This is a genomic window from Ensifer sp. KUDG1 (assembly GCF_050434285.1).
Taxonomy (GTDB): Bacteria; Pseudomonadota; Alphaproteobacteria; order Rhizobiales; family Rhizobiaceae; genus Ensifer.
This window is the reverse complement of record NZ_JBNDIG010000005.1, coordinates 288,679-313,499: the sequence shown is the minus strand read 5'-3', so window position 1 is coordinate 313,499 and position 24,821 is coordinate 288,679. Positions and strand designations below refer to the sequence as shown.

General features: G+C 63.6%; 24 protein-coding genes. 16 read left to right on the top strand and 8 right to left on the bottom strand.

Annotated elements, in window-relative coordinates; genetic code table 11:
• Window positions 1-47: 47 nt before the first annotated feature.
• The gene (locus M2267_RS15960) at window positions 48-827 is read left to right on the top strand and encodes an SOS response-associated peptidase (RefSeq protein WP_429115383.1); all 780 of its coding nucleotides are present in this window, start codon (window positions 48-50) and stop codon (window positions 825-827) included.
• 20 nt (window positions 828-847) lie between these two features.
• Here the strand turns inward: M2267_RS15960 and M2267_RS15955 are convergent, their stop codons facing one another.
• On the bottom strand, window positions 848-991 hold the full coding sequence (locus M2267_RS15955) for a hypothetical protein (protein WP_429115380.1): 144 nt from the start codon (window positions 989-991) through the stop codon (window positions 848-850).
• 414 nt (window positions 992-1,405) lie between these two features.
• On the opposite strand from M2267_RS15955, the gene cysS reads away from it, so the two are divergent.
• From cysS to rarD, 8 genes are all read left to right on the top strand, one after another.
• Complete coding sequence (gene cysS / locus M2267_RS15950; RefSeq protein ID WP_205239206.1) at window positions 1,406-2,797, top strand: cysteine--tRNA ligase; 1,392 nt, start codon at window positions 1,406-1,408, stop codon at window positions 2,795-2,797.
• 107 nt (window positions 2,798-2,904) lie between these two features.
• Window positions 2,905-3,282: a VOC family protein gene (locus tag M2267_RS15945; RefSeq protein ID WP_429115377.1), complete on the top strand. Its 378-nt coding sequence runs from the start codon at window positions 2,905-2,907 to the stop codon at window positions 3,280-3,282.
• Between the two features lie 12 nt (window positions 3,283-3,294).
• Entirely contained in the window at window positions 3,295-3,786 is a 492-nt protein-coding gene (locus tag M2267_RS15940) for a GFA family protein (protein ID WP_429115375.1), read from the top strand.
• Window positions 3,783-4,259, top strand: a complete 477-nt coding sequence (locus M2267_RS15935; RefSeq protein ID WP_192447384.1) for a GFA family protein — start codon at window positions 3,783-3,785, stop codon at window positions 4,257-4,259. Before M2267_RS15940 ends, M2267_RS15935 begins: the two co-directional genes overlap by 4 nt.
• Entirely contained in the window at window positions 4,232-4,753 is a 522-nt protein-coding gene (locus M2267_RS15930) for a GFA family protein (RefSeq protein ID WP_429115373.1), read from the top strand. Before M2267_RS15935 ends, M2267_RS15930 begins: the two co-directional genes overlap by 28 nt.
• A 2-nt stretch (window positions 4,754-4,755) precedes the next feature.
• Window positions 4,756-5,724: a prolyl aminopeptidase gene (gene pip, locus M2267_RS15925; RefSeq protein WP_429115371.1), complete on the top strand. Its 969-nt coding sequence runs from the start codon at window positions 4,756-4,758 to the stop codon at window positions 5,722-5,724.
• A gap of 24 nt (window positions 5,725-5,748) precedes the next feature.
• Window positions 5,749-7,365, top strand: coding sequence for a citramalate synthase (cimA, locus tag M2267_RS15920; protein ID WP_402316224.1), 1,617 nt, complete (start codon window positions 5,749-5,751; stop codon window positions 7,363-7,365).
• A 217-nt stretch (window positions 7,366-7,582) separates the two neighbouring features.
• The gene (gene rarD / locus M2267_RS15915; RefSeq protein ID WP_043616557.1) at window positions 7,583-8,515 is read left to right on the top strand and encodes an EamA family transporter RarD; all 933 of its coding nucleotides are present in this window, start codon (window positions 7,583-7,585) and stop codon (window positions 8,513-8,515) included.
• 70 nt (window positions 8,516-8,585) lie between these two features.
• Here the strand turns inward: rarD and M2267_RS15910 are convergent, their stop codons facing one another.
• Window positions 8,586-9,206, bottom strand: coding sequence for a TIGR00730 family Rossman fold protein (locus tag M2267_RS15910; RefSeq protein ID WP_192447381.1), 621 nt, complete (start codon window positions 9,204-9,206; stop codon window positions 8,586-8,588).
• 243 nt (window positions 9,207-9,449) lie between these two features.
• Here M2267_RS15910 and M2267_RS15905 point away from each other — a divergent pair, with 243 nt between their 5' ends.
• The 4 genes from M2267_RS15905 (at window position 9,450) to pssA (ending at window position 15,067) form a co-directional block, all read left to right on the top strand.
• Window positions 9,450-11,213 (top strand): LysM peptidoglycan-binding domain-containing protein, encoded by a 1,764-nt coding sequence (locus M2267_RS15905; protein WP_429115367.1) that lies wholly within the window; start codon window positions 9,450-9,452, stop codon window positions 11,211-11,213.
• 205 nt (window positions 11,214-11,418) lie between these two features.
• Window positions 11,419-13,305 (top strand): ABCB family ABC transporter ATP-binding protein/permease, encoded by a 1,887-nt coding sequence (locus M2267_RS15900; protein ID WP_429115365.1) that lies wholly within the window; start codon window positions 11,419-11,421, stop codon window positions 13,303-13,305.
• 178 nt (window positions 13,306-13,483) lie between these two features.
• Window positions 13,484-14,182 (top strand): phosphatidylserine decarboxylase, encoded by a 699-nt coding sequence (locus M2267_RS15895; RefSeq protein WP_192447378.1) that lies wholly within the window; start codon window positions 13,484-13,486, stop codon window positions 14,180-14,182.
• Window positions 14,183-14,191: 9 nt separating this feature from the next.
• Complete coding sequence (gene pssA, locus M2267_RS15890; RefSeq protein WP_052202086.1) at window positions 14,192-15,067, top strand: CDP-diacylglycerol--serine O-phosphatidyltransferase; 876 nt, start codon at window positions 14,192-14,194, stop codon at window positions 15,065-15,067.
• An 82-nt stretch (window positions 15,068-15,149) separates the two neighbouring features.
• Here pssA and M2267_RS15885 read toward each other — a convergent pair whose 3' ends face one another.
• The 5 genes from M2267_RS15885 to alr form a co-directional block, all read right to left on the bottom strand.
• Window positions 15,150-15,890 carry an SDR family NAD(P)-dependent oxidoreductase gene (locus M2267_RS15885; protein ID WP_429115362.1) on the bottom strand — a complete coding sequence of 247 codons (741 nt, stop codon included), beginning with the start codon at window positions 15,888-15,890 and terminating at the stop codon, window positions 15,150-15,152.
• Window positions 15,891-15,902: 12 nt separating this feature from the next.
• Window positions 15,903-17,390 carry an amidophosphoribosyltransferase gene (gene purF, locus M2267_RS15880; protein WP_429115361.1) on the bottom strand — a complete coding sequence of 496 codons (1,488 nt, stop codon included), beginning with the start codon at window positions 17,388-17,390 and terminating at the stop codon, window positions 15,903-15,905.
• A gap of 145 nt (window positions 17,391-17,535) precedes the next feature.
• Window positions 17,536-18,159: a CvpA family protein gene (locus M2267_RS15875; RefSeq protein ID WP_034803987.1), complete on the bottom strand. Its 624-nt coding sequence runs from the start codon at window positions 18,157-18,159 to the stop codon at window positions 17,536-17,538.
• Between the two features lie 123 nt (window positions 18,160-18,282).
• On the bottom strand, window positions 18,283-19,686 hold the full coding sequence (radA, locus tag M2267_RS15870; protein WP_043611486.1) for a DNA repair protein RadA: 1,404 nt from the start codon (window positions 19,684-19,686) through the stop codon (window positions 18,283-18,285).
• 149 nt (window positions 19,687-19,835) lie between these two features.
• The gene (alr, locus tag M2267_RS15865; protein WP_429115358.1) at window positions 19,836-20,975 is read right to left on the bottom strand and encodes an alanine racemase; all 1,140 of its coding nucleotides are present in this window, start codon (window positions 20,973-20,975) and stop codon (window positions 19,836-19,838) included.
• Window positions 20,976-21,126: 151 nt separating this feature from the next.
• On the opposite strand from alr, the gene M2267_RS15860 reads away from it, so the two are divergent.
• The 3 genes from M2267_RS15860 to M2267_RS15850 all read left to right on the top strand — a co-directional run bounded on the left by M2267_RS15860 (window position 21,127) and on the right by M2267_RS15850 (window position 23,090).
• Complete coding sequence (locus tag M2267_RS15860) at window positions 21,127-21,984, top strand: AraC family transcriptional regulator (RefSeq protein WP_402316248.1); 858 nt, start codon at window positions 21,127-21,129, stop codon at window positions 21,982-21,984.
• 156 nt (window positions 21,985-22,140) lie between these two features.
• Window positions 22,141-22,794, top strand: a complete 654-nt coding sequence (locus M2267_RS15855; protein WP_429115356.1) for an AzlC family ABC transporter permease — start codon at window positions 22,141-22,143, stop codon at window positions 22,792-22,794.
• Window positions 22,791-23,090 (top strand): AzlD family protein, encoded by a 300-nt coding sequence (locus M2267_RS15850; RefSeq protein ID WP_429115354.1) that lies wholly within the window; start codon window positions 22,791-22,793, stop codon window positions 23,088-23,090. Before M2267_RS15855 ends, M2267_RS15850 begins: the two co-directional genes overlap by 4 nt.
• A 220-nt stretch (window positions 23,091-23,310) precedes the next feature.
• On the opposite strand, the gene M2267_RS15845 is transcribed toward M2267_RS15850, so the two are convergent.
• Window positions 23,311-24,813 (bottom strand): replicative DNA helicase, encoded by a 1,503-nt coding sequence (locus M2267_RS15845; RefSeq protein ID WP_043611355.1) that lies wholly within the window; start codon window positions 24,811-24,813, stop codon window positions 23,311-23,313.
• Between the last annotated feature and the right edge of the window lie 8 nt (window positions 24,814-24,821).

The window sequence follows — 24,821 nt, the reverse complement described above, 5'->3', positions numbered from 1 at the left end:
GTCTCGGTAGCGTTGACCCATCCTACGTGAAGTGCCACATCGATGTCATGTGCGGACGTTTTGCGCTGACGGCGACACCCGATGAAATAATGGAATTGTTCAGCCTGCTGGAAAGCGACGACTTTCCGGCGCGCTTCAATATCGCGCCAACCCAGCCGATCATGGTCGTCGTGGCCGGCGAGCGTGCGGCACCAGGCAGCAACCTGCCGGAGCGCAGGGCGCTGCTCGTGCGCTGGGGCTTCACGCCGGGCTGGGTCAAGGACCCGCGCGACTTTCCACTGTTGATCAATGCGCGGGTCGAATCGGCAATCGAAAAGGCGTCGTTCCGTGCAGCCATGCGGCACCGGCGGGTCCTTGTGCCGGCCTCCGGCTTCTATGAATGGCGCCGGCCGCCGAAGGGTAGCCGCGAGCCGTCGCAGGCCTATTGGGTGCGCCCGAGGAAGGGCGGCATCGTCGCCTTCGCCGGTTTGATGGAAACCTGGTCCTCGGCCGACGGCTCCGAGGTCGATACCGCGGCCATCCTGACGACGGCCGCCAACGCCTCGATCCGGCAGATCCATGACCGCATGCCGGTCGTCATCCAGCCCGAGGATTTTGCCCGCTGGCTGGACTGCAAGACGCAGGAGCCGCGCGAGGTTGCCGATCTCTTCGGCCCGGTCGCGGAGGACTACTTCGAGGCGATCCCGGTTTCGGACAAGGTCAACAAGGTCGTCAACACCGGGCCCGAAATCCAGGACGCCGTCACACCCAGGCCGGTCGCGGATGCCCAGCTAAAAGGCAAGAGCAAGCCGACCGAGCCGGATGGCGGGCAGATGTCTCTCTTTTAAGGAAAAGAGCGCCGGAAGCGTCAGGCCGGCCGCTTGGCCAGCTTGCCAGCCGGCTTCGCCTTCGCCTGCAGCGCTGCGGCAAGCACGGCCTTCAGGCCGAGCGGGCGATACTGTTCGACGAGATTGGCGGATTTGACGATGTCTTTGGTCTTTGCGGCTTTCACTTGCACTCACTCCTTGATGCTTTCCCGAACCGGATACACTGCCGCTTTCGCACGTCTTCACGAAAGCGACGCTCCTCCTTGCTCTCCGGAGACAGGATTTCGTGGTGCGTTACCAACTACACCGCGAATCTGTTTTCCGCATGGCGATCTCAGATAAGCCTAATCATGACAAATCCATGACCGCGGAATCCTTTCGATAGTCGGCTGTGCTTGCATGCGGCTGACCTCTTGACCGAAATCGGGTGACGCGCGATAAGTGAGGCCATGAAAACGGTTATCTGCATTATCTGCCGGAACATTATTCGCTAGCGCTCCGCTGGCCTGGCCGTTTTCGTCTCCTAAAATCCAAGATGACAAACGCGCGGGCCTCCCGGGCGCGGTATTTTACGGTCGTATGCATCTTGGAGAATGGCAATGGGCGGAACGCCGACACTGAAGCTGTACAACACGCTGACGCGGGAGAAGGTCGAGTTCAAGCCGATCGATCCCGACAACGTTCGCATGTATGTCTGCGGCCCGACGGTCTATGACTATGCCCATATCGGCAATGCCCGGCCGGTCATCGTCTTCGACGTCCTGTTCCGGCTGCTGCGTCATGTCTATGGCGCGGATCACGTCACCTATGCGCGCAACATCACCGACGTCGACGACAAGATCAACGCGCGGGCGCTGCGGGACTACCCGACCCTGCCGCTCAACGACGCGATCCGGCGGGTGACGGAGAAGACAGAAACCCAGTTTCTTGACGATGCTAAGGCGCTCGGCTGCCTTGACCCGGATGTCCAGCCGCGGGCCACCGACAACATCGCGCAGATGATCGACATCATCGAAAAGCTCATCGCCAAAGGCCACGCCTACCAGGCGGGTGGTGAGGTGCTGTTCGATACCAAGTCGATGGCCGATTACGGTCAGCTCTCGAAGCGCAATCTCGACGAACAGCAGGCCGGCGCCCGTGTCGCCGTCGAGGCGCATAAGAAGAGCCCGGGCGACTTCGTGTTGTGGAAGCTTTCTGGCGACAACGAGCCGGGCTGGGAAAGTCCGTGGGGCAGGGGCCGTCCCGGCTGGCACATCGAGTGCTCGGCCATGAGCAGCCGCTACCTCGGCGAAGTCTTCGACATCCACGGCGGCGGGCTCGATCTCATCTTCCCGCACCATGAAAACGAGATTGCCCAGTCCCGTTGCGCTCACGGCACCGAGGTGATGGCGAATGTCTGGATGCACAACGGCTTCCTGCAGGTCGAAGGCCGCAAGATGTCGAAGTCCGAGGGCAACTTCGTCACCATCTACGAACTGCTGCACACGGAAAAGTTCGCCGGCCGCCAGTGGCCGGGCGATGTGCTGAGGCTCGCCATGCTGATGACGCACTATCGCGAACCGATCGATTTTTCGGTGAAGCGGTTGGAAGAAGCAGAGCATCTGCTCTCCAAGTGGCCGGTCCCGGGTGACGCCAAGGGTGAGGCCGATCCGGCCGTGGTCGCTGCACTTGCCGACGACCTCAACACGGTCGCGGCCGTCCAGGCGGTCCATGCGCTCGCCCAGAAGGCGGCGGCCGATCCGAAGCTGCTCGGGACCTTTGCCGCAAGTGCCGCGCTGATCGGCGTGGTGCCGCAGGCGGTCGAACTCGACGAGGGGCTGGTCCGCGACATCGACAGCCGCGTGCGGGCCCGTCTGGAACTGCTGAAGGCAAAGAACTTCGCGGAGGCCGACAAGATCCGCGACGATCTGCTGGCGCGCGGCGTTCAGCTCAAGGACGGCAAGGATCCGGCAACCGGCGAGCGGGTGACGACCTGGGATATCAAACGGTGACGGCTGCCTAGCTATCGAGCCCTGTCCAATCCTTCTGATCGGTTCGGGCAGGGTATCTGAAAGGGCGGCGAAAAGCGGAGCGCATGCATGAAAGAGGAGTTCGTGCGATGATCGACCATACGGGCATTCCCGTCGCGGATTTCGAGCGGGCGCAGTCGTTCTACGACAAGGCCTTTGCTCCGCTTGGCGCCTCGCTTTTGATGATGGTGCCGCTGGAACACACCGGTGGTCTCAAGGTGGGTGGTTATGGCCGCGAGCGGCCGGTCTTCTGGCTGCATGAGACGGCTGCAACGGGGCCGGGCCGGCACTACGCCTTTTCGACGCGCAGTCGCGCCGAGGTCGATGCCTTCTATCAAGCGGCAATGGCCGCCGGCGGGCGTGACAACGGCAAGCCGGGGCTGAGACCGCACTACCACCCGGACTATTACGGTGCCTTCGTGTTCGATCCCGACGGCAACAATATCGAAGCCGTTTGCTCGGGTTGAGGAGAAATCGCGATGAGTCTGGACAACAGGCCCTATTACACAGGCGGTTGCCAGTGTGGCGCAGTGCGTTTTCGCATCGAAGGCAGGCTCGGCGATGCGTCGGTCTGTCATTGTCGCATGTGCCAGAAGGCGAGTGGCAACTTCTACCTGCCGCTGGTTTCCGTCGGCGGCGCGCATGTCACCTGGACGCGCGGCGAGCGCAAGCGCTACCAGTCGTCCAATTTCGGCTGGCGCGGTTTTTGCGGCGATTGCGGCACGCCGCTGACCTATGAGGCGCCGGACGGCATGGCATTGGCGATTGCCGCCTTCGACGAACCGCAGGGCATCACGCCAACGGTGCAATGGGCCATCGAAAGCAAGTTGCCTTATACCGATCACGTGGCTGCGCTGCCCGGTGTTCACACGATGGAAGACCCGGACGCGGTGGAATTCCTGGAGAAACTCGTTTCCTATCAGCATCCCGACCATGACACCGAGACCTGGCCCCCGGAGGAGAAGCGATGACCGAAAACGTTCGAACAGGTGGATGCCAATGCGGCGCGGTCCGCTTCCGGATCAAGGGGGAACTCGGGCGCGCGTCGATCTGCCATTGCCGCATGTGCCAGAAACAATTCGGCTCGTTCTTCTCGGCGCTGGTGACGGCGCCGAAGGATGGAGTCGAATGGGTACGGGACGAGCCGAGCTACTTCCAGTCCTCGGTCAACATCGACCGCGGCTTTTGCCCGAAATGCGGAACGCCGATGACCTACCGGCATCCGGGTGGCCTTGAGATCGCCATCGGCACCTTCGACGATCGTTCCGATCTTGCGCCGAAAATCCAGGTCAACCACGCCTCGCGTTTGCCCTGGGTCGAGACGATCTTCGAGCAGCCGGTGCTTGAGGATCAGGATTTCTACGCCAGGCAGGAAAGCATCATCTCGTTCCAGCACCCGGACCACGAGACAGACCAATGGCATCCTTCGGGAGCATTCCGGTGACCATCGCGCGCATCTATACGGGCGGATGCCAATGCGGCGCCGTGCGCTACCGCGCCGAGGGCGTGCTTTCGGACCCGTATATCTGTCATTGCCGCATGTGCCAGAAGGCGACCGGCAACTACTTCATGCCGCTCGCCAATGCGTCCCGCGACACGTTCGACATCACGCGCGGCCAGCCGTCCTGGTTCCGCTCGTCGCATCTGGTGCGCCGCGGCTTCTGCAGCGATTGCGGCACGCCGCTGTTCTACGATATGCCGGACGCAGATTTCGTCAACATCGCGCTCGGGTCGCTTGATGATCCCGACGACGTGCAGCCGATCTACCAGTCCGGCACCGAGTCGCGCGTCATCTGGTTCTCCAGGCTTGCCGGGCTCAAGGAGAAGGAAACGGACGACGGCAGCGAGGCTGCGGCGACCCGGCATCTGATCATACTCGAAACGAACCGCCAGCATCCCGACTACGACACCGTGCACTGGCCGCTCACGAAAGACTGAAAATGACGACTGCTTTGCGTACCCTCTACCCGGAAATCGAACCCTATGCCTCGGGCCATCTCGACGTCGGCGACGGGCACGTGATCTATTGGGAAAGGGTCGGCACGCCAGGCGCCAAGCCCGCCGTGTTCCTGCATGGCGGCCCCGGCGGCACGATCTCGCCGAACCATCGCCGCCTTTTCGATCCGGCGCTCTACGACGTAACGCTGTTCGACCAGCGCGGTTGCGGCAAGTCGACGCCGAATGCCAGGATCGAAGCCAACACCACCTGGCATCTCGTCGCCGATATCGAGCGGCTGCGCGAGATGGCCGGCGCCGATAGGTGGCTGGTCTTCGGCGGTTCCTGGGGATCGACGCTGGCGCTCGCCTATGCCGAGAAGCACCCGGAACGGATTTCCGAACTGGTGCTGCGCGGCATCTACACGCTGACCAAGGCCGAGCTCGACTGGTACTACCAGTTCGGCGTCTCGGAAATGTTCCCGGACAAATGGGAGCGTTTCATTGCGCCCATTCCCGAGAACGAGCGCCACGAGATGATGCAGGCCTATCACCGCCGCCTGATGAGCGACGACAAGGCGACGCGCCTTGAGGCCGCCAAGGCCTGGAGCATCTGGGAAGGCGAGACGATCACGCTTCTGCCGGAACTCGCAACCAGCGCGCCCTTCGCCGAGGACGATTACGCCGACGCCTTCGCGCGGATCGAGAACCACTTCTTCGTCAATGCCGGGTGGATGGAGGATGGCCAATTGCTGCGCGACGTCCACCGGCTGCACGGCATTCCAGGTGTCATCATCCATGGGCGCTACGACATGCCGTGCCCGGCGAAATACGCTTGGCAACTGCACAAGGCCTGGCCGGGATCGGAGCTTCATCTGATCGAAGGCGCAGGCCACGCCTATTCCGAGCCGGGCATCCTCGATCGGCTGATCCGCACCACGGACCAGTTCGCAGGCAAGACCGAGCAAAACTAAACAGAGCATTTTTGGACGAGAGCCATGACCAGGGAACGCATCTACCTCTTCGACACGACGCTGAGAGACGGGCAACAGACGCCCGGCATCGACTTTTCCGTCGAGGACAAGATTGCGATTGCCGGCCTGCTCGATCAGTTCGGCATGGACTATATCGAAGGCGGCTATCCCGGCGCGAACCCGACCGACACGGAGTTCTTCGGGCGCAAGCGAACCCAGAAGGCCTCCTTCGTCGCCTTCGGCATGACCAAGCGCGCCGGGGTTTCCGCGTCGAACGACCCAGGCCTCGCGGCACTGCTGGCGGCGAAAAGCGACGCTATCTGTCTTGTCGCCAAGAGCTGGGACTATCACGTCGAAGTGGCGCTCGGCTGCACCAACGAGGAGAACCTCGACAACATCAGCGCCTCGGTCGAGGCGGTGGTCGCCTCGGGTCGCGAGGCGATGGTCGATTGCGAGCATTTCTTCGACGGCTACAAGGCCAATCCCGCCTATGCGCTTGCCTGCGCGAAGGCGGCCTTTGACGCCGGCGCGCGCTGGGTGGTGCTCTGCGACACCAATGGCGGCACGCAGCCGCCGGAGGTGCGCGAGATCGTCGCCGCCGTGATCGCTGCCGGCGTGCCCGGTGCCAATCTCGGCATCCATGCGCATAACGATACGGGCCAGGCGGTCGCCAATTCGCTTGCCGCGGTCGAGGCAGGCGTGCGGCAGATCCAGGGAACGCTGAACGGCATTGGCGAGCGTTGCGGCAACGCCAATCTCGTCACGCTCATCCCGACGCTGGCGCTGAAGGAGACGTATTCCAGCCGCTTCGAAACGGCGATCGACGCCGACCGCTTGCTGGAGCTGACCAAGCTCGCCCATTCCTTCGATGAACTCTTGAACCGTTCGCCTGATCAGCAGGCCCCTTACGTCGGCGCGTCGGCCTTTGCCACTAAGGCCGGTATCCACGCCTCAGCGCTGCTCAAGGATCCGCGCACCTACGAGCATGTGGCGCCTGAAAGCATCGGCAACCTGCGCAAGGTCATGGTGTCAGACCAGGGCGGCAAGGCCAATTTCATCAACGCGCTAAAGCGTCGCGGCATCGTTGTCAGCAAGGACGATCCGAAGCTCGACAAGCTGATCGCCATCGTCAAGGAACGCGAAGCGACCGGCTATGCCTATGAAGGCGCGGATGCGAGCTTTGCGTTGCTCGCCAGCCGCATCCTCGGCACGGTGCCGGATTTCTTCCATGTCGAAAGTTTCCGGGTGATGGTCGAGCGCCGCTTCGATGCCAACGGTCATCTGAAGACGGTGTCGGAAGCCGTGGTGAAGGTGGTTGTCGACGGCGAGACGATGATGTCGGTCGCCGAAGGCCACGGCCCGGTCAACGCGCTGGACTTGGCGCTGCGCAAGGACCTCGGCAAGTACCAGTCGGAAATCGAAGACCTGGAGCTTGCGGACTACAAGGTCCGTATCCTCAATGGCGGGACCGAGGCGATCACCCGCGTTCTGATCGAATCGACCGATGGCACGGGCGCGCGCTGGTGGACCGTGGGGGTCTCCGACAACATCATCGATGCGTCTTTCCAGGCACTGATGGACAGTATCGTCTTCAAGCTGCTGAAGAACCGCGACCACGTCGGACTGATCGCCGCCGAGTAATCTCCGGCGATCGGTCCAGAAACGTTGATGGACTGGGCCTGGGGGAGGGTGAGCAAAACTCATTCTCCCTTCACGGAAATGAATTGGTGCATCACCGGCCATTGGGGTAGGACGCATCGATGGGAGATTGTGCCGGCCGACTGGCTGTGCCTCCCTTCTGACCGGTGAGCGGCCATTGCCGCCAGGGCTCTCCGGCAAAACACCAGGAAAAGATGATATGGCCGAGCCGAAAGCACCCGCCGAAAATACCGATTCCGCGAAAGGCTTTGCCTTCGCGCTGACCGCCTATCTGCTTTGGGGCTTCCTGCCCTTCTTCATGAAGGCGGTCGCCCATATCCCGGCGCCGGAAGTGGTGGCGCACCGGATCGTGTGGTCGGTGCCGCTCGCGGGTCTCGTGCTGCTCTGGCTCGGGCGTACCGACGACATCAAGGCGGCGCTGCGCTCGCCGCGCATGCTGTGCATGGCCGCACTGACCGCCGTGCTCATCACCATCAACTGGGGCATTTATGTCTGGGCAATCGGTGCGGGCCGCGCCATCGAAACTGCGCTCGGCTATTACATCAATCCGCTCTTCTCGATCTTTCTCGGCGCCGTGCTTTTGAAGGAGAGGCCGAACCCGGCGCAGATGGTTGCCATCGCGCTCGCTGCCTCCGCCGTTGCCGTGCTTGCCTTCGACGCCGGCGGTCTGCCGTGGGTGTCCATCGGTCTTTGCCTGTCGTGGGGCTTCTACGCCTTCTTCCGCAAGACCCTGCCGGTTGGCCCCAACCAGGGCTTCTTCCTGGAAGTCCTGCTTTTGAGCGTACCGGCCATCGGCTACATCATCTGGCTGGAGACGACGGGGCAGGGCCATTTCGGCGATACCGGCATGGCGGACGTCCTGTGGCTGCTGTCCTGCGGCATCGTCACGGCCGTGCCGCTGATGATCTATGCCAACGGCGCCAAGCTCCTGCGCCTGTCGACGATCGGCATCATGCAGTACATCGCGCCGACCATGATCTTCGTGATCGCCGTCTTCGTCTTCCACGAGCCCTTCGGCACGGCAAAGCTCATCGCCTTCGGCCTGATCTGGGCGGCGCTGGTGATCTATACCGGCGCCATGCTGGCGGAAAGCAGGGCGCGCCGCGCCCTGCAGGCAAGCCCGGCCGAATAAGGCCGGTTGCGATAGAAACAAAAAAAGGCGCGCCGGGTGGCGCGCCTTTTTTGTTGGCCGAATGCGTTTCTTAAAGCTTGGAGATGATTTCGGTTTCGCCCTCACGGCCGTTGCCGCCGCCAGCGGCCGCCAGGATGGTCGGCACGATGTCGGCCGCGTCATTGACGACAAGCGGCTGCACGAGATGCGCCGTGTGGACGAAGCCTTCCTCGCGCATGTGCTGCAGGAGGTCCATCATCGGCCTCCAGAAATTGTTGATGTTGCCGAAGACCATCGGCTTGCGGTGACGCCCGAGCTGCGCCCAGGTCATGATCTCGACGATCTCTTCCAGCGTGCCGATGCCGCCGGGCAGCGCCACGAAAGCGTCGGCACGTTCGAACATCGTGTGCTTGCGCTCGTGCATGTCGGCCGTCACGATCAGCTCGTTCAGCTGGCCGAGCGAATGGCGGGTCGCTTCCTTGTCCATCAGGAATTCGGGGATGATCCCGGTGACTTCGCCGCCGTTGGAAAGCACACCGCTGGCGACCGCTCCCATAATGCCGCGGGTGCCGCCGCCATAGACCAGGCGAAGCCCGTGATCGGCGATGGATCGGCCAAGCGCGCGCCCGGCTTCCATGTAGGCATTGTCACGTCCCGGCTGTGAACCACAGTAGACGCAGATGGATCGAATCGTGCTGTTCTCGGTGCTCATGCCCTCAAAAAACATTGCAGCGCAGCATGGGTCAAGAAAAATGAGGGGAAACCCGGTTTTCTGCGGGTTGCCGCCCCTTCGGCTGCTTGTATGCCGAATCGCGAATCGCTAGCAATTTCAGTGATTGATTGAAGAAATCGGACGAGTTGCTTGCTGTTGCGCTATAATGACGGCGCAAGCCCGCACCGCAGGCCGATGAGAGGGCATGCGCGGAGCGTTGCTCCGCTCCGTGTGGAGAGTGGCATGATCAAAAATAAGGCCGGCTGGGTGGCCATTTCTGTCCTCGTGGCAGCAACAGCGTTGATGGTATTCGTAATTCAACCGAACTTGCGCGGCGACGGCAAGAAGCCGGCAGCCGATCAGGCGGCAGGCACCGCGACGCAGTCGACCGAGGCGACGCCCGCGACCGGTGGACCGCAGGCGACCGGCGCCTCTGCCGAGACCGCCAAGACGGATGCTGCGCCGCAGCAGGAGCAGCCGAAGGCCGAAGCGGCGACCGCCGCCAACGTGCCTGCGACCGATCCGGCCGTTCCCGGTTTCGACGTGCTGCGCGTGGAGCCCGATGGCTCGACCGTGATCGCCGGCCACGCCCAGCCGAATTCGAAGCTTGAGATCCTCAGCGGCGACACCGTGGTCGGCACCGCCGATGTCGGCGCGACCGGCGACTTCGCCGCGGTCTTCGACAATCCCCTTCCGGCGGGTGACCATCAGCTCACGCTGCGCAGCACCGGTGAAAACGGTGCGGTGAAGAGCTCCGAGGAAGTTGCGACCGTTTCCGTTCCCAAGGATCCGTCCGGTCAATTGCTTGCCATGGTCTCGAAGCCGGGTACGGCGAGCCGTCTGATCACGACGCCGGGTGCGGCGGAGGAAGTCGCGGCTGCGGACCTCAAGCCGGCCGAGGTTGCCTCCGCGACGCCGCAGGCGGTCGATGCCGCCACGTCGCCGGCGCAGCTTTCCGGCGTTCCGGGCCTGCAGGTGAGTGCGGTCGAGATCGAAGGCAGCAAGATGTTCGTCGCCGGCAGCGCCAAGGCCGGTGCTTTGGTGCGCGTCTATGCCGACGACAGGCTCGTCGGCGAAATGAAGGCCGACGACAAGGGCCACTTCGTCGTCGACGGTGAGATCGAGTTGACGGTTGGCAGCCACATCATCCGGGCGGACATGTTGAACGAGGACGGCACCAAGGTCGTGATGCGCGCCTCGGTTCCCTTCGACCGGCCCGCAGGATCGCAGGTTGCGGCCGTTGCGCCTTCGGGCACGCCGTCGGCAACCGCGGGTCTCGATGGCCTGCGTGCGGAAGCTGGAAAGGCGCTGGCGCTCTTGAAGGGGCTCTATGCCAATGGCAAGGTTCCGAACGGCGAGCAGCTGGCTGCCGCCCGTTCGGCGACCGAGATCGCGTTGAAGTCGCTTGCGGATTTCCGTCTTGCCGACAATTCCGACCAGACGCTCGTCGCCTCGGCGACGCGGGCCGCAAAGGCCGCGGCCAGCGCGCTCGCGGCGCTGAAGGCAGCGCCTCAGGACCCGTCGAGCGTGGCGACGGCCCTTACCAAGGTTGATGCGACCGTCGGTGCGGTCCTGGCCGAGCAGGGCAGCGCCACGCCGGCGTCACCCGAGAAGGCTCAGCCGAAGGACAATGCCCCGGCGCCGGGTGAACTGGCAAAGGCGATGGGTGCCGGAAGCGCGGTTGTAAACGATGCCGCACCGGCACAGCCGGCGACCGAAACCGCAGCCGTTGCAGCCTCGCCCGACCAGCCCCAGACACTCGAGCAGGCTCCGCTCAAGGAGAGCAAGAGTTCGGTGATCATCCGCCGCGGCGACACGCTGTGGCAGATCTCGCGCCGCGTCTACGGCGCGGGCCTGCGTTACACCACGATCTATCTCGCCAACCAGGACCAGATCGAGGACCCGGACCGCATTCGTCCTGGCCAGGTCTTCGGTGTACCGGACAAGGCGCTGCCGGACGAAGAATCGCGGGAAATTCACAAGAAGCACATGAAACAAGAGCAATAAGCAGCCGATCTGCGGCCGCCGACATTGCGGCGGCTGCGGCGGATGCCTATCTCCCGACCAAGGGCGGCGCCTTCGACAGGGCGCCGCTTTTCATTGAACGGTGATGACGGCGCCTGAGGTCTTCGTTTACAGGGAGGGCTCGGCGCAGAGCTTGGATGCGCGACAACCTGCCTCCAAGCGCGCAAACGTAAGAGCGGATCAGAACGTGGCACCCCAGAAGAAAACCGTTTCGGCCGATACCAGCAATCCCCTGCAGACGATCGCCAATCTGTGGCCCTACATGTGGCCGTCGGACAGGGCCGATCTCAAGCTCCGGGTGATCTGGGCAACGGTCATTCTGATCATCGCCAAGGTCGTGCTGATCCTCGTTCCCTATTCCTTCAAATGGGCAACCGATGCGCTGAACGGCAAGCCGGATGTCCTGGGCTTTCTGCCCGTGCTCATGACCGGCGCGGTCATGCTGGTGCTTGCCTATAACCTTGCCCGTCTTTTGCAGGCCGGTTTGAACCAGTTGCGCGACGCGCTGTTTGCAAGCGTCGGCCAGCATGCCGTCCGGCAACTCGCCTATAAGACCTTCATACATATGCACCAGTTGTCGCTCCGCTTCCATCTCGAGCGGCGCACTGGCGGGCTTTCGCGCGTCATCGAGCGCGGCACCAAGGGCATCGAAACGATCGTCCGCTTCACGATCCTCAACAGCGTGCCGACCCTGATCGAATTCCTGCTGACAGCGGTAATCTTCTGGTGGGGCTACGGCTTCAGTTATCTCCTCGTCACCGCTGTCACCGTCTGGCTCTACATCTGGTTCACCGTGCGCGCGAGCGACTGGCGCATCGCCATCCGCCGTTCGATGAACGACAGCGACACCGACGCCAACACCAAGGCGATCGACTCGCTGCTGAACTTCGAGACGGTCAAGTATTTCGGCAACGAGGAGATGGAGGCCCGTCGCTTCGACAAGTCGATGGAACGCTACGAGGCGGCGGCGACCCAGGTCTGGACGTCGCTCGGCTGGCTCAACTTCGGCCAGGCGCTGATCTTCGGCGCCGGTACGGCCGTGATGATGATCATGTCGGCGCTGGCCGTGCAGCGCGGCGAGCAGACGCTGGGCGATTTCGTCTTCATCAACGCCATGCTGATCCAGCTTGCGATCCCGCTCAACTTCATCGGCTTCGTCTACCGCGAAATCCGTCAGGGGCTCACCGACATCGAGCATATGTTCGACCTGCTCGACGTTCGTGCCGAAGTAGTGGATCGCCCGGATGCAAGCGAACTCGTCATCGGCAAGGGCGCCATCGCCTTCAAGGACGTGCATTTCGCCTATGATGCGGCGCGCCCGATCCTGAAGGGCATCACCTTCGAGGTGCCCGCCGGCAAGACGGTTGCCGTGGTCGGCCCCTCCGGTGCCGGCAAGTCGACGCTCTCGCGGCTGCTCTATCGCTTCTACGACGTGCAGGAAGGGGCGATCACCATCGATGGCCAGGACGTGCGCACAGTGACGCAGAAGAGCCTGCGCTCGGTGATCGGCATGGTGCCGCAGGACACGGTGCTCTTCAACGACACGATCGCCTACAACATTCGCTATGGCCGCGTTTCGGCGAGCGAAGCCGAAGTCGAGGCGGCGGCCGAAGCCGCGCAGATCGCCGAGTTCATCCGCACGCTGCCGGAGGGCTTCCAGGCCATGGTCGGCGAGCGGGGCCTGAAACTTTCGGGCGGCGAGAAGCAGCGCGTCGCGATCGCCCGCACGATCCTGAAAGCCCCGCCGATCCTGATCCTCGACGAGGCGACGTCTGCGCTGGACACCCGCACGGAGCAGGAGATCCAGTCGGCCCTCGACGTCGTGTCGCGCAACCGCACGACGCTTGTCATCGCGCACCGGCTTTCGACCGTCATCAACGCCGACGAGATCATCGTGCTGAAGGACGGCGTCATTGCCGAACGCGGCACCCATGGCGAACTGATCGACCGCGACGGCCTCTATGCCTCGATGTGGAGCCGCCAGCGCGAAGCGACGCAGGCCGAAGAGCAACTGAAGCGCGTGCGCGAAAGCGACGATCTCGGCATCGTCACGCGCGGCGAGCCGGCGGTTTGATGGCGTCTTTTTCTTTGCTGAGCGCGACGCGTTTTGTCGCTACCGGGCGGGCGGCGTTGCCCGCCGGGACATTTCGCGCTAGAGCGGGGGCAGGAAATGCGTTTGCGGTTTTCCGTCCGCATCCCGCGCTAACTTATAGAAAACGATCACGTTCCACGGAAAATCTGGAGTAGAGTTCATGAGCCTGGTCAATACGATCCGCAACACGCTCGTCCCGGTGCACAAGGAAGGCTACCGCTTTGTGGCGATCTTCTTCGTCGTGTCGCTGGTGCTTGGCTTCCTGTGGGAGCCGTTGATGTGGATCGGCTTCGTGCTGACCGCGTGGTGCGCTTACTTCTTCCGCGATCCCGAGCGCATGACGCCGCTTGACGACGATCTGGTGATCAGCCCGGCTGACGGCCGCGTCTCGTCGATCGCGACGGTTCTGCCGCCGGAAGAACTGAACCTCGGCTCGGAACCGATGCTGCGCATCTCCGTTTTCATGAATGTGTTCAACTGCCACGTGAACCGCGCGCCGATGGCCGGTACCATCACCCGCGTCGCCTATCGCGCCGGCAAGTTCGTCAATGCCGAGCTCGACAAGGCCAGCCAGGAGAACGAGCGCAATGGTCTGGTGATCGATACCAAGCACGGTGCCATCGGCGTCGTTCAGATCGCCGGCCTCGTTGCCCGCCGCATCCTGTGCTGGAAGTATGAGAACGGCTCGCTGGAGGCCGGTGAGCGCTTCGGCCTGATCCGCTTCGGCTCGCGCCTCGACGTGTTCCTGCCGGCCGGCGCCGAGCCGCGTGTCAGCGTCGGGCAGACCGCCGTTGCCGGTGAAACGGTGCTTGCCGAGTTTGGCTCGGCCAAGGGCCCGGTCATCAGCCGCCGCGCATAAGGAGTGTCCATGGAAGGCTCTGAACAGCAAAAACCGATCGAAGCGCCGCAGGTGTCCGAGGACACCAACGGTTCGAGCGATACCGCGCGCGGCCCACGGCTGCGGGAGATTCCGCTGCGGCTGATGATCCCCAATCTCATTACGGTGCTCGCGATCTGCGCCGGTCTTTCGGGCATCCGGCTCGCCTTTGAAAACCGCATCGAGCTTGCCGTTGCGATGGTGCTGCTCGCCGCCTTTCTCGATGGCATCGACGGTCGTGTCGCGCGCGCCCTGAAGGCGACATCGAACTTCGGCGGCCAGATGGATTCGCTTGCCGACATCATCAACTTCGGTGTCGCGCCGGCTCTCGTGCTCTACGTCTTCATCCTCGATCAGGCGCGCTCGATCGGCTGGATCGCGGCTCTGGTCTACGCAATCGCGATGGGTCTGAGGCTCGCGCGCTTCAACGTGATGGCAGAGCGCCAGGTCAAGGCGTCCTGGCAGTCGGAATACTTCGTCGGCGTGCCGGCGCCGGCCGGCGCCATGCTCGTTCTGTTGCCGGTTTACCTGGGTCTCCTGGGCCTTGCTCCCGAGCGCACCTTCGCGCTGATCGCGTCGGCCTATACGGTGCTGATCGCCTTCCTGCTCGTCAGCCGCCTGCCGGTCTGGTCCGGCAAGTCGGAGAACAGCCGCGTTCGCCGCGACCTCGTCCTGCCGGCCATCCTCGGCGTCGTCTTCTACGTTGCGACGCTGATGACCTATACCTGGGAAACGATGGCGGTAACGGCGCTCGGCTATCTGATCACGCTGCCCTTCGGCGCGCGCTCCTGGCAGCGCAAGTATGGCGGCGACTGGCCGGTCCATCCTTCGACCGGCGGCGACGGCTTGCCCGGCGACAAGGACTGACCGAGACCAAAACGACACGCAAAAAGAGAAAGGCCACCGTGACGACACGGTGGCCTTTCTCTTTTGAGCGGTGTGCCGAAGCTTATTCGGGCATCCGGTAATCGACGATCTTGTCTTCGCGCACGATGTAGAGCTTGCCGGTTTCGGTCTGGTTAGGGCCGACCAGCGGCAGCAGCTTGGCTGCGACTTCCGAAGGATGCGGCACGGTCTCCGGATCCTCGCCGGGCATCGCCTGCGCGCGCATCGCGGTGCGGGTGGCGCCGGGGTCGACCGAGAGGATGCGCAGCGGCAGGCGCTGCGTCTCGCCGGCCCAGGTGCGGGCCAGAGCCTCGACGGCAGCCTTCGATGCGGAGTAGGGCCCCCAGAAGGGCTTGCACTTGTGTGCAGCGCTCGACGACAGGATCAGCGCACGGCCGGCATCCGACTTGATCAGCAGCGGCTCCAGCGAACGGATCAGCCGCCAGGTGGCGTTGACGTTGATGTTCATCACCTTGTCGAACACCTTCGCCTCGACATGGCCGATCGGCGAAATCGTGCCGAGCACGCCGGCATTGGCAACGAGGATGTCGAGCTTGCCCCAGCGTTCGTTGATCGCGCCACCGAGTTTGTCGATCGCCGGCATGTCGGCGAGGTCGAAGGGCACCAGCGTCGCAGAACCGCCCGCCGCCTTGATCGCGTCGTCGAGTTCTTCGAGACCGCCGACGGTGCGCGCGCAGGCGACGACATGGGCACCGGCCTTGGCCAGTTCGAGAGCGGTGAAATAGCCGATACCGCGCGATGCGCCGGTGACCACGGCCACCCGGCCTTTGAGATCGATCGTCATTTTAGTGTCTGATTATCCGTTGCTGGCGAGAACCGAGAGTTTGCGGACATTGCTGGCGCCTTCCTGGTCGAGGAGGCGGGTCGGATAGTCCCCGGTGAAATAGTGGTCGGTGAACTGCGGCGCCTTCGGATTGCGCTTCTCGCCACCGACCGCCTCATAGAGGCCGTCGATCGACAGGAACTCGAGCGAGTCCGCGCCGATGTAGCGGCACATGGAGGCGAGATCTGCATGCTGGTTGGCGAGCAGCTTGTCGCGATCCGGCGTGTCGATGCCGTAGAAGTCCGGATGGAAGATCATCGGGCTGGCGACGCGCACGTGCACTTCGCGCGCGCCCGCGTCGCGCATCATCTGTACGATCTTCACCGACGTCGTGCCGCGCACGATCGAATCGTCGACGAGGATGATGCGCTTGCCCTCGATCATCGCGCGGTTGGCCGAATGTTTCAGCTTGACGCCGAAGGCGCGGATCTGCTGCGTCGGCTCGATGAAGGTGCGGCCGACATAGTGGTTGCGGATGATGCCGTATTCGAAGGGAATGCCGCTCTGCTGGGCATAGCCGAGCGCAGCCGGCGTGCCGCCGTCCGGCACCGGAACCACGACGTCGGCCTCGACCGGCGCTTCCTTGGCGAGGTTGATGCCCATGTTCTTGCGCGACACATAGATGCTGCGGCCGCCGACGACCGAATCCGGCCGGGCGAAATAGACATATTCGAACAGGCACAGCCGCTCGGGCTGCGAAACCTCGGGCTTGCGTGCATCGATGGTGATCGAGCCGTCGGGCTGGATTTCGCAGATGATGACTTCGCCGTTCTCGACGTCGCGCACATAGGTCGCGCCGATGATGTCCAGCGCGCAGGTTTCCGAGCAGAAGATCGGCTTGCCGTCGAGTTCGCCCATGACGAGCGGGCGGATGCCGATCGGGTCGCGCGCGGCAATCAGCTTCGTGCGGGTCATCGCCAGCATCGAATAGCCACCTTCCATCTGGCGGATGGCGTCGATGAAGCGGTCGGAGGAGGAGGTCTGCTTCGAGCGGGCGATCAGGTGCAGCACGACTTCGGTGTCCGAGGTCGACTGACAGATGGCGCCGTCGGCGATCAGTTGCCGGCGAAGCGTGAGGCCGTTGGTGAAGTTGCCGTTATGGGCGACGGCGATGCCGCCGACTTCGAGTTCGGCAAAGAGCGGCTGCACGTTGCGCAGCGCCACTTCTCCCGTGGTCGAATAGCGGGTGTGGCCAATCGACATGAAGCCGGGCAGTTTCGCGAGCGTCGCCGGATCTGTGTAGTGGTCGCCGACGAGGCCCATGCGCTTTTCGGTGCAGAACTGCTTGCCGTCGAAGGTTACGATGCCGGCGGCTTCCTGACCGCGATGCTGGAGCGCGTGCAGGCCGAGCGCTGTCAGCGCCGCCGCATCCGAGTGCCCCAGTATGCCGAAGACGCCGCACTCTTCGTGCAGCTCGTCGCCTTCGAGTTCATCGCGGATTTCGATGGATCTATCGGTCATCACAGTCGCCTTTGCTCCGTACCGGTGCGCATATCGTGATCAGGCCCGCCGTCTTCAAGCAATCTTAGCTGAAAACGGCTGCAAGCGTTATTCCCCAAAAGGACAAAGCCCGCGGGGCGGGCTTTGTCGGCAAATCGTTCCTGTCTCAGCCGTTGGTGGCCGGGGCGTCGTCGGCGGGCGCCTGGTCCGGCGTCGTCGCAGGTGCCTGGCCGGGCGTCGTCGCCGGCGCTTCGCCTTCGCCTTCGCCGGTCGTGTCCTTGCCGCGCAGGCGATCGAGAATGGTGGCGTCGGCTTCCTCGGGCAGCAGAGCGATCAGCTTGTTGCCGAGGTTGTCGAGCAGCGGCTTCGACTTGGCCTGGGTGACCCAGGTCGGCTGCTGCTGCGGCGCGACGAGCCAGTTGAAGAACAGCATGGCGACGACGACCAGCAGGATGCCGCGGGCGGCGCCGAAGAGGAAGCCGAGCGTGCGGTCGAGCGCGCCGATGCGGCTGTCGATGATGAAATCGGCGATCCGCATGGTGATGAAGGAGATGATGATCAGCGCGATCAGGAAGATCACCGCCGCCGATCCGATCATCGCGACCGTGTCGCTGTTGGTGTACTGCTTCGCATAGGGCAGGAGATGCGGGTAGAGGAAGTAGGCGGCAGCTGCCGCACCCACCCAGCTCGCGACCGAGAGCACCTCGCGCGAGAAGCCTCGAACCATGGCCAGGATTGCGGAAAACAGGGCGACGCCGAGAACGATACCGTCGAGAATTGTAATGGGCATTTTGTCCTTACTCCGGACCCGGTTCGTCCGGGTCTCCTCAAGCCTATCCGCCATCGGCCCTGAGTTCAGGGCATTTTCAGCCTGTTTGCGGCCCTTAAAGGGCGGCCTGCGACATCCGCATCTTCAGTCTTCGTCCTCCGCCGGTCTCAGTGCGTTTCGCGACCCCGCGATGCGCGCCACCAGATCGGGCAGGCTTTCCATCTCGCTCCAGCGGCCATTGCCGTTTTTCGGCAGTTCGGTCGAAGCGGACGGCAGGACCGCCTGCGAGAACCCGAGCTTCTCGGCTTCCTTAAGGCGTTGTGCGGTATGCGCAACCGGCCGGATGGCACCCGACAAGCTGACTTCGCCGAAATAGACGCAATCCGCCGGAAGGGCAAGCCCGGCAAGCGATGAAACCAGTGCGGAAGCCACAGCCAGGTCTGCTGCCGGCTCGGAAATGCGGTAACCGCCGGCAATGTTGAGATAGACGTCGTGCTGGCCGAGCCGCACGCCGCAATGGGCTTCGAGCACGGCGAGGATCATCGAGAGCCGCGCGGAATCCCAGCCGACGATCGCGCGTCTCGGCGTGCCGAGCGAGGTCGGCGCGACCAGCGCTTGCACTTCGACGAGGACGGGGCGGGTGCCCTCCATGCCGGCAAAGACGGCGGCGCCCGGCGATTTTTCGTTGCGTTCGCCGAGGAAGAGCTCCGACGGGTTGGCAACCTCGCGCAGGCCCTTGTCCGACATCTCGAACACGCCGATCTCGTCGGTCGGGCCGAAGCGGTTCTTGACGGTGCGCAGGATGCGGTAGTGATGGCCGCGGTCGCCTTCGAAATAGAGCACGGCATCGACCATGTGCTCGACAACGCGCGGACCGGCGATCTGGCCCTCCTTGGTGACGTGGCCGACGAGCACGACGGCAGTTCCCGTCTGCTTGGCAAAGCGGATCATCGCCTGCACGCCGGTGCGAACCTGGGTCACCGTGCCCGGCGCCGAATCGACGATGTCGCTCCAGAGCGTCTGGATCGAATCGATGATCACCAGATCCGGGCGCTTGCCTTCAGAAAGCGTTGCCAGAATGTCCTCGACATTGGTCTCGGCGGCGAGCAGCACGTCGCTGTCGGCAGCGCCGAGCCGCTGGGCGCGAAGGCGCACCTGCGCCACGGCCTCTTCGCCCGAGACATAGATGACGCGATGATTGCGGCGCGAAAGTGCTGCCGCTGCCTGCATCAGTACGGTCGACTTGCCGATGCCGGGATCACCGCCGACGAGCAGCGCCGAGCCGCGCACGAAGCCGCCACCGGTCACCCGGTCGAGCTCCGAGATGCCTGTCTGAATCCGTGGCGCGTCTTCGATCTCGCCCGAGAGCGTGGTGAGCGCCACCGGGCGTCCCTTCTTCGGCGCCCGCGACGGACCGCCACCGATGCCTGCCGTCGGATTGTCCTCGATGATCGTGTTCCACTCGCCGCAGCCTTCGCACTTGCCCACCCAGCGGGTGTGGACCGTGCCGCAGTTCTGGCAGATGAATTGGGTACGCGCTTTCGCCATCGGCATCGACTTTCGGAATGTGAGACCGCCGACGTCGCGATCGGACGTCGGCGGAAAAGAATCACTTGTATCGTCACATAATGCCGCGAAACGCGGAACAAAAGGTGAATTTCAGTGGGAATGACTGAAAAATGATATGAGGGACGGCGTCACGCGCCGCCGACATAGTGCCTGGCATAGCGATGTCCGAGGCTGGTCAGCATCTCGTAGCCGATCGTACCGCCGGCGCGCGCGACATCGTCTATGGCGACGTGCCGCCCGAAGAGCTCGATGTAATCGCCCGGCCGCACAGTACCCGTGGGAAGGTCGGTGACGTCGAAAAGACTGAGATCCATGGTGACGCGGCCGACATGCGGCACTTTCCGGCCATGCAGGAAGCCGAAGGCCCCTGATGGCGTTGCCTGCCTGAGGGTTACGCCGCCGCCGGAGACCGAGCGGTGGTATCCATCGGCGTAGCCGACTGCGACGGTCGCGATACGGCTGTCGCGGTCGAAGCGGGCGGATGCGCCATAGCTCGCTGTGCCGCCGGCGGCCACATCGCGCACCTGGATGATCCGCGCTTCGGCGGTCACCACCGGCTTCATCGGGTTGGGGACGTCATTCACCGCCTCGCCGCCATAAACGGCGATGCCCGGCCGGGTCAGGTCGAAATGATAGTCGGGCCCGAGGAAAACGCCGCCGGAGTTGGCAAGGCTCGCATCGACGCCTTCATAGGCGGCGGTCGCTTCGTGAAAGCGCCGGAGCTGAATGCCGTTCAGCCGGTGGTCGGGATCGTCGGCGCAGACGAGGTGGCTCATGATCAGCACCGGCGAAAAGCTCGCCGGCCGCGCCGGGTCTGTCGCAAGCGCAGCGGCCTGCTCGACCGTAAGGCCGAGCCGGTTCATGCCGGTATCGACATGCAGCACGCAAGGGTGGTCGCCCCGTTCGGAGAGTGCGGCCATGAACACGGCCAGCTGCTCGTCCGAATTGATGACCGGCACCAGGTCATTGTCGAAGAAAAGCGCCTCGTTGCCGGGCCACATGCCGGCGAGAATGTAGATCCGGCCGTCCGGAACCAGGGGGCGGAGATCGGCACCTTCCTCGGCATTGGCGACGAAGAAGTCGCGCGCGCCAGCGGCATAGAGGGCAGTGGCTGCCTGATCGATTCCAAGGCCGTAGGCGTCCGCCTTCAAGACTGCCGACGCCCGCGCTTTGCCCGAGCGGGCATTCATCGCGCGCCAGTTGTCGGTGAGGGCGCCGAGGTCGATGGTGAGCCGGTTGGAGGCGGCGAGAAATTCTGGAGGGAGCATGCCGGGTACTCTGCCGTGGACGATCCAAGAGCAATACAGCCTAGCGCCCACTGTCGCAAATGCCGGCCTGTCGCACCGATTGAAAGCGCCTCGGTTTTGAACGAGCACTTTTGTGCAAGACGCGGGCGCGTGGCATCACTATTCTCTCCCCATGCAGACGATTTCGCAGCAGCAGGCCATCGATGACACGCCGATTGAGGGCGCCGAGCGCACGCGCTTCTGGCGGGATCCCCGTTTCATGGGCATGGAATGTCTGACGGCGACTTTTATCACCCACGAATTCGCGCCGCATGCGCACGAGACTTTCAGCATCGGCGCCATCGAGGCCGGTTCGCAGATCAGCAAGATCAAGGGCGAGCGCTCGGAAGCAGGCCCGGGCTTTTTCTATCTCATCAACCCCGACGAGATCCATGACGGCCATCCCGGTGGCAGCGGTTACCGTTATCGCATGGTTTACCCGAGCGCCGAGCTTCTGGTGAACATCATCGAGGACGTGACCGGCCGCGCCTTCAAGGGCACGCCGTCCTTTTCCAGGCGCGTGCTGCAGGCGCCGGACCTGGCGATAGCCTTTCATCACGCGCACCGCATGCTCGAGCTGAATGGCAGCACCCTCGAGGCGGAAGAGAGCATGTTCAGTGTTCTCGCCACGATGTTCGAGCGCCATGGCAGCACGATCATCACGCCGATCGAAACGCGGGAGCAATCGGCCGTGCACCGGGCGCGCGACTTCCTGGCGGAAAACTATGCCGAGGATGTCGGGCTCGAGGAACTGGCGAAAGTCGCCGGCCTCAGCCGCGCCCACCTCATCCGCGCGTTCCGTAAGGAGTTCCACATCACGCCGCACGCGTACCTGACCGACAAGCGCGTGCGGGCGGCAAAGACGTTGCTGCGGCACGGCTGGTCGGCGGTGGACGCGGCCTATCAATGCGGCTTTGCCGACCAGGCGCATTTCAGCCGTCATTTCAAGGCGCGCACCGGCGTCACCCCCGGGGCCTTCCGCGCCGGCTGATCACTTTCGTTCAAGACGATCCTCAACCCGAGACCTAGAACACGCGGGTGATTGCGATGGCGCGCCTGCGTGGAAAGGCGGCGCATCGCGCGAATGGAGACGTGGACGTTGCAGGAAAGAAGTGCGTTTCAGGAATTTCGGGCCGCGGCAGTCGCCATGACGCCGCTGATCGTTGCGGTCATGCCGGTTGGCCTCGTGTTCGGCGCGGTGGCTGCGAGCAAGGGGCTCACGCCGGCCGAGGTGGCGCTGATGAGCGCGCTGGTCTTTGCCGGCGGATCGCAGTTCGTCGCTATGGATATCTGGACGCATCCGGCGTCCTGGGCAGCGCTTGGCTTTTCGGCCCTGCTCGTCAACATTCGCCATGTGCTGATGAGCGCTTCGATCGGCGGCAAGCTCGACAGTTTCTCCGGGCCGGCGCGCTATGCGTCGATGCTGCTTCTGGCCGACGAGATCTGGGCCATGGCCGAGATGCGCGCGAGCAACGGCAAGCTGACGCCTGCCTGGTATGCGGGCCTTGCGGTGCCGTTCTATTGCCTTTGGGTGTTGACGAGCCTTGGCGGCGCGCTGCTCGGCGCCTTCCTGGGCGATCCGAAGGTTACGGGCCTCGATTTTGCGTTCCCCGCCGTCTTCATCGTGCTGGTCATGGGCTTCTGGAAGGGGCGCGAGACCGGGGCCGTTCTGGCTGCAAGCGCGCTCGCCGCGGTCCTGACGCATCAATTGCTGCCGGGGGTCTGGTACATCGCTGCCGGGGCTGCGGCCGGCGTCGTGGTGGCACTTCTCTCCGGCGCCCGCAAGGAGGCCCATGCATGACCGTCGATCTCAATACGCTGCTCGCAATCCTTGCCATGGCGATTGCGACGATCGCGACTCGCATCGGCGGCCTCGTGCTGATTCGCTATGTGACGATCGGGGAAAACCAGAAGCGCGCGCTGGAGGCGATCCCACCGGCCGTGCTGATGGCGGTCATCGCGCCGACTGCCTTCGTGACCGGTCCAGCGGAAACGATCGCCGCTGCCGCGACGGCGGTGGCCGCCATGCGGCTGCCGCTCCTGGTGTCGGTCGCCGTCGGCGTCGTCTCGGTGGCGTTGCTGCGCCTCGTATTCTGAGAGTTTGTGCTGAAACGGGCGGGGCGCTTCAGCGAGAAGGTCACGTACCTTTGAAATTGAGAGCGGGCTGGGAAACCGCAAACATTTTTCCCAGCCCGCTCCGGCCGCCCCCACGGAACTTAAGAGCAATCCCAGGAAACGTGTGAAACGGTTTTCCGTCCGGAATTGCGTTCTTCAAGTGATGGATTGTTTCGCTGTTTCGACGAAACAATGAAACTGTCTAGTGTTCTTCGTACTGGGTGAAGGATGGATCGGCGAGATCGGTGAAGCGCGTGAATTCCGACTGGAAGGCGAGCTTCACGGTGCCGGTCGGTCCGTGACGCTGCTTGGCGATAATCACGTCGGCCGTGCCCTTCACCTGCTCCATCTTCATCTTCCATTCTTCGTACTTCGGGTCGAACTCGTCGCGCGGCTCCAGGTTCTTCACGTAGTATTCCTCACGGAACACGAAGAGCACGACGTCGGCGTCCTGCTCGATCGAGCCCGATTCACGAAGGTCGGAGAGCTGCGGCCGCTTGTCTTCGCGGCTTTCGACGCCACGGGAGAGCTGCGAGAGCGCGATGATCGGAACGTTCAGCTCCTTGCCGAGCGCCTTGAGGCCGGTGGTGATCTGGGTGATTTCCTGCACGCGGTTGTCGCTGGATTTGCCCGAACCGGTCATGAGCTGAATATAGTCCACCACCAGGCAGTCGAGGCCGCGCTGGCGCTTCAGGCGACGCGCGCGGGCTGAAAGCTGGGCGATCGAGATACCACCGGTCTGGTCGATATAGAGCGGCACCTTCTGCATCATCTGCGAGCAGGCGACGAGCTTTTCGAAATCGGCCTCGGAGATGTCACCGCGGCGGATCTTCGACGAGGAGACTTCGGTCTGCTCGGAGATGATACGGGTAGCGAGCTGTTCGGACGACATTTCGAGCGAGTAGAAGCCGACAACGCCGCCGTTCTTGGCCTTGAACGAACCGTCCGCCTGGACTTCCGGCTCGTAGGCGGCGGCGATATTGTAGGCGATGTTGGTGGCAAGCGAGGTCTTGCCCATGCCCGGACGTCCGGCAAGCACGATCAAGTCGGAGCGCTGCAGGCCGCCCATCCGGCCATCAAGCGACAGGATGCCCGTTGAAATGCCCGAAAGGCTGCCGTCGCGCTCGAAGGCCTGGCCTGCCATGTCGATGGCGAGCGCCACGGCGTCGTTGAACGACTGGAAGCCGCCGTCGTAGCGGCCGGTCTCTGCCAGTTCGAACAGACGGCGTTCGGCGTCTTCGATCTGGCCCTGCGGCGGCATGTCGAGCGGCGCGTCATAGGCGATGTTGACCATGTCCTCGCCGATGGTGATCAGCGAGCGGCGCAGCGCCAGGTCATAGATCGCCCGGCCATAGTCTTCTGCGTTGATGATCGACACGGCGGCGCCGGCAAGGCGCGCAAGATAGGTCGCGACGGTGACGTCGCCCACCTTCTCGTCGGCCTTGAGGAAGGTCTTGATGGTGACCGGGTTCGCCATCTTGCCCATGCGGATGATGTCGCCGGCGACTTCGTAGATCTTGCGGTGCAGCGGCTCGTGCAGATGCACGGGCTTCAGGAAGTCCGAGACGCGGTAGTAGGCGTCGTTATTGACGAGGATCGCGCCAAGCAGCGCCTGCTCGGCCTCGAGGTTGTTCGGGGCCTCGCGGTAGTGCTGGTCCGCCTGATCCTTGCCGATAGGGGATAGCTTTCGCGACGCTTCGTTCATTCGATTAT